The sequence below is a fragment of the Candidatus Methanoperedens nitratireducens genome (assembly GCF_900196725.1).
Taxonomy (GTDB): domain Archaea; phylum Halobacteriota; class Methanosarcinia; order Methanosarcinales; family Methanoperedenaceae; genus Methanoperedens; species Methanoperedens nitroreducens_A.
This window is the reverse complement of sequence record NZ_FZMP01000078.1, coordinates 1-5,228: the sequence shown is the minus strand read 5'-3', so window position 1 is coordinate 5,228 and position 5,228 is coordinate 1. Positions and strand designations below refer to the sequence as shown.

At 41.9% G+C, this 5,228-nt stretch carries 3 protein-coding genes; 2 read left to right on the top strand and 1 reads right to left on the bottom strand.

Features of this window, described 5'->3' with window-relative positions; all coding sequences use genetic code 11:
* Positions 1–1,828 (top strand): M36 family metallopeptidase (locus MNV_RS06000; RefSeq protein ID WP_218837919.1); only part of this gene is annotated, 1,828 nt, incomplete at its 5' end.
* 302 nt (positions 1,829–2,130) lie between these two features.
* Complete coding sequence (locus MNV_RS05995) at positions 2,131–3,639, top strand: TrkH family potassium uptake protein (protein WP_096204442.1); 1,509 nt, start codon at positions 2,131–2,133, stop codon at positions 3,637–3,639.
* Between the two features lie 102 nt (positions 3,640–3,741).
* On the opposite strand, the gene corA is transcribed toward MNV_RS05995, so the two are convergent.
* Positions 3,742–4,806: a magnesium/cobalt transporter CorA gene (gene corA, locus MNV_RS05990; RefSeq protein ID WP_096204441.1), complete on the bottom strand. Its 1,065-nt coding sequence runs from the start codon at positions 4,804–4,806 to the stop codon at positions 3,742–3,744.
* Between the last annotated feature and the right edge of the window lie 422 nt (positions 4,807–5,228).

Genomic DNA, 5,228 nt, shown 5'->3' with positions numbered 1-5,228 from the left:
TACCTGTCCACTTTTTGGGGTGCAGTCCAGAATTCCATCTCATTTATGCGGAATTATATCAGTCCAGACAGAGGAAATAGAGGAAAACCCGGAAAAAGCAGCAAGAAAGTTCCTGTCAGAATATTTTAAATTGTTTAGAATGAGAAAGGATTTGGAAGATTTAATATTCATAAGAAAAACAGATAGTCTTGGCGGATACCATGTCGTATTCCAGCAGGTATCCGGTGAGTTGCCAGTCTACAATGCTTTTACTTCTGTCCATATGGATAAAAACACCAGAGTCAACAAAATCGATATCTGCTATTATCCCGATTTGCTTGTCGAATTGCCAACTGAAAAAGGCATCTCACAGGAAGATGCGATACGCATGGCACTGGATGCACGTCATGGAGAAAAAAGACTTGCAAAAGCAGCTTCTGCAGAACGTGTTATCTATCCAAAAAGAGATACATACCATGTAGCGTGGAAGGTAAAAGTCCCACTGATTAATCCCGTCGAGGAATGGTATGTATTTATTGACTTTAAAACCGGTGATATCCTGGATATCCTGGACGCGCTCCTGAAAGCGAACGACAGAGGAAGGGTTTTCATACCGAACCCTGTAGTTGCTCTTGGAGATAGAAATCTTACTGCGGAATCCGAAATTCCTGAGAAAGCCTACTCCACCGTTATTCTGAAGGATCTTGACGGCTCAGGCTACCTCAGCGGTCCTTATGTAGATACCAGTACCACGCCGAACAGAGCAAAAGAGAAAGATTTGATCTTTAACTACTCAAGACCTGACCCGCATTTCAAGGAAGTTATGGCATATTATCATATCGATGAAGCTGCACGGTATATACACAGCCTTGGATTCGTTAACTTATGCAATAAAACTGTAAAAGTGAATGTACAGGGGGATTTCGCTGATAACTCGTATTACAATCGCGATACCAGGGAAATAACATTCGGCACTTGGTATATTGACGATGCGGAGGACGCGGACATTATTCTACATGAATACAGCCATGCTATTTTAGATGAACAGGTGCCTGATTTCGGGCCTAACTGGAATTCCTGTCCGATCGCGGAAGGGTTCGGGGATTTCTTTGCAGCGTGTTTTTTTGCAGAGATAAATGATGGCTTTAACCGCGAATGCGTCGGTGACTGGAACGGCATCGGGAAAATAGGTGATTGTGTGGGCAGGGTGGATCGTAAAAAACATTATCCAGAGGATTTCCTTGGATTGGATAGTTGCGACCGGGATGGGGAAATATGGTCCGCATCCCTGTGGGATATATACCTGCAAATGGGCGGGGCTTCCAGGATTAAGGCAAGGAGGCTTACTGCCAGGGATAATTCTATCAGGATGGTCATTGAAAGTAATTTTTATCTGAACATAGATTCAAAGTTTGAGGACGCTGCCGATGCGGTCATTATTGCGGATAAAAACATTTACAATGGCATCAATGAGCATTTAATTCGAGAAGTCTTTGTAAATCGTGGGATACTATTTCCACTGGTAAGAGTAGAGATAGAAGCAACAGTGGAGCCGCAGTATATCAGGGCGGGAAGCACACTAATATTTATTATCAGCCTGACAAACGCAGGTGAAGTTGCCTGGAAAAGGGCGAAAATCGTCATAAGTGTTTATGACGGGGAAAAACAGATAGTTAAAAAACTTGTTAAAAGAATTAATAATATACAGGTCAGAACGCAGAAATTGATTGAGAAAAAATGGTGGATTCCAAAAAAGTTAAAAAAAGGGGAGCACAGCTTTACAGTGAGCGCGTATTACAGCAGGAAGAAAATAGGAGAGGTGACGGGTGAGTTCTTGATAGCCGCCTGAGCCTTAATTGAAGCTCCAGACCTTTGTTTGGCACGTATGGTACATATCTTAACCAGTCAATCAGAGAATTATAATCTATATCCATGCATCCGACAGGTTCCTAATCTTTTATAGTTTTTTTCTGATAGTGATTTTCAGCATGCGGATATTCGTTTATTGCAGGACTGCGCCGTTAATGATAGTACTTTAATGACATTAAAAAATCATCTATGAACTTTAAATAAATCCCGAAAATGATAACAAAATATTCATGATTATGATTATGGCTAAGGTTTATATATATTAATATAAAGTTATAGCTTATGCTTCCAATCCTTGCGAACATGGGGCTTGTCCTGCAGCTTGCGGGGATCCTAGTTGCCTTCCCCATCATTATGGGGTTCGTTTATAATGAAACGCAGGCAATAATCTCACTGTTCGTAACCAGTTTTACATTCTTTTTCTTTGGTTTTTCTCTAAACGCCCTCTCGGTGCGCGAGGAGCTTGACTTTCGCCAGTCCTGTATTCTTCTTACAGGCGTGTTCTTTATTCTTGGGATTCTTGGCGCAATACCGTACTTCTGGCTCAATGCATTCAATGATTCAAGCCTCACCGTGCGGTTTGTGAACAGTTTTTTTGAGAGCGTCTCAGGGTACACGACCACGGGCTTTTCACTTATAACAGACCCGGATGCTCTTCCGCGCTCGCTCATGTTTTATCGGAGTTTCACGCACCTTATCGGTGGGCTGGGCATTGTGTTCATCCTCCTTTCTTTTTTCTACAGCGGCAAGACACTGGACAATATGTCAAGAGTTTTGAACTTTATGCGCGTGACTGACAGCATCAAAAAATCTTTAGCGTCGATACTTGTGGTATATACAGTATACATCCTTCTTTTCTCTGCAATAATATATGTCGTGGGTTTTACAGATGCAGCAAATACAATCTCGGTTGTGCTGAGTTCGCTCATGACGGGTGGCTTTTCTCCTGTAGCCGATTTTTCATCGTATTCTGCATTTCCCGCAGCTCTGGTCGTCATTGTTATGATGATTTTTGGGGCGACAAGCTTTTTCATTCATTACAGGTTAATCCACCGCAAATTCAGGACAGCATTCACAAAAGAGTTTTGTATTTTCGTTCTTATTTCCACCATAGGTGTGCTGGCTGTGCAGGCAGTATATCCGCTGGATATACTTACAACAGTATTCCATGTCCTCAGCGCATCCACAGGCACAGGTTTTTCCACCATAAATTTTGGCGAAATTCCCGAGAAGGCAAAATTCCTTTTTATCATTTTGATGTTCTTAGGAGGTATGAGCTTCTCAACCGCCGGCGGCATCAAAATTTTCCGCCTTGCTATTTTGTTAAAGTCGATCCCTTTTGTACTAGGTTCCTTAGCCGGGAAAGAGCTTGAGAAGATAGAGTTCGACGGTAATGATTACGATAGAAAAGATATCTTAACGAATCTCTTATTCATTCTACTGTCGGTTGTACTCGTAATTGTTACCGGGGCGCTCCTCACGTTTTCTGGCTTCGGATTGACTGACTCGATGTTCGAAGCTGTTTCTGCTTTTGCCACATCCGGTTTATCGGTTGGGATCGTATCAGTTGCCCTTGCTGGTCATATGAAACTGGCGCTAATTATTCTGATGGTGATTGGCAGAGTGGAAATACTCCCGTTTCTTATTACTGTGGCAAAAATAAAGGATTACAGGATTGTTCAGGTTCGTCGGTATGAAGATTGGCTCAAGGGTGAGCTCAGCGCAAAAGATTTCCAATTCGCTGCCCCTTATGAGGTCAACGATAAACTTGAAAATAAAGAAATTAAATAGGCGCAAGTATAAAAAGTTACCCTTGAAATGCAGTTTTGCATCTGTAAAAACATCCAGGTTTTTCCCGGACAAATCATAAATAAGCCTCAGATAAACATACAATTACAGCCATCTCCTCTTTCTGAAATAAGCAATCATTGAGATACTTATGATCGTTATAATAACCCACACCACAGGATAACCCAAACGCCACTTAAGCTCCGGCATGTATTCGAAATTCATTCCGTAAACACCCACTATAAAAGTTAAAGGAATGAATATCGTAGCAATAATCGTCAATACCTTCATAATTTCATTCATCCTGTAGCTTATACTGGAAAGATAAACATCAAGCATACCTGAGAGCATTTCCCTGAATATCTCTATTGTATCGATTACCTGGATTGTATGGTCGTAGACATCCCTGAGATGGATACAGGTGGATTCGTTAATGAGAGGCGACTCGCACCTCTCCAGTGCGCTTACAACCTCTCTTAAAGGCCAGACAGATTTACGCAGGAGTATCATTTCCCTTTTCAGGTTGTGAATATATCCCAGGGTCTCTGGCTTGGGATTTACTACCAGCTCTTCTTCTATATACTCTATCCTTTCTCCAAGCCTCTCAAGGATTATAAAATAGCTATCAACGATTGCATCCATCAGGGCGTAAGCGAGGTAATCCGCCCCCATCTTCCTGATGCGTCCTTTGCCGCTTCTTATTGTTTCTCTTACGGGATTGAAAACGTCCCCTTTCTCTTCCTGGAAGGAGATAACTAAATCCGGGTTGAAAATCAGGCTGACCTGCTCTGATTTTATTTTATTTGTTGTTTCGTTATAATAAAGCATTTTTAGAATGATAAAAATATAATTTTCAAAATCCTCCATCTTAGGGCGCTGCTCTGTGTTAAGTATATCTTCAAGCAGGAGAGGGTGAAGATCAAGCTGTTTTCCGATTTTTTCGATGATATCAACCTGGTGAAGACCTGCTATGTTTATCCAGGTGACTATCGGCTTACCTTTAAGAGGAAAGCATTCCTCAACCGTTTTTGCCTCTCTCTCCTGGAAATACCCTTCATCATAATCGATTACTGTAATCCTTACCATTTCGGTTTTTCTCTCGCCTACATGAATTAAGGTCCCAGGGGGGAGACCGGCTTTCTTTGATCGTCGGTTAATGGTTCCTGCCATTACATTTTACCTCATACTCTAAGATTTTTATACTATGGCATTAAGCTGATGTATCGTATTCTGCATAACAATCCCTAAAATTTAGCCGCGATGAACGTCTGATTCGAAACTCGGGAAGACGCATCCCTGTCGGCTATTACGCCTGTCGATTGCATATCCACAAGTCACGTCGGTTGACACCGTGCACACGTATGCCAGATACGCTGGCACACGTGGATGTGTCCTCAAGGGGCTCACTGGCTTTCAATATATTGTTTTATTATGCCGGGATTCTAATAGAGAATGCAAAAAGGAACTGGTTTAGGTGGAAAGCTTTTCAAGGTAGCAGGGGTAATCGCACTCCTCGGAATAATCTTTCAGGATTATGCGTTACTTTCTATTCTCGCCCCGGTGATTTTAAGCTAAGTCGCATAAATAGAGTT

What these genes read in the sequence shown, in the direction of transcription:
- MNV_RS05995 (WP_096204442.1), top strand. Translation starts at nt 2,131, where the DNA reads ATGCTTCCAATCCTTGCGAACATGGGGCTTGTCCTGCAGCTTGCGGGG.
- corA (WP_096204441.1), bottom strand. Translation starts at nt 4,806, where the DNA reads ATGGCAGGAACCATTAACCGACGATCAAAGAAAGCCGGTCTCCCCCCT.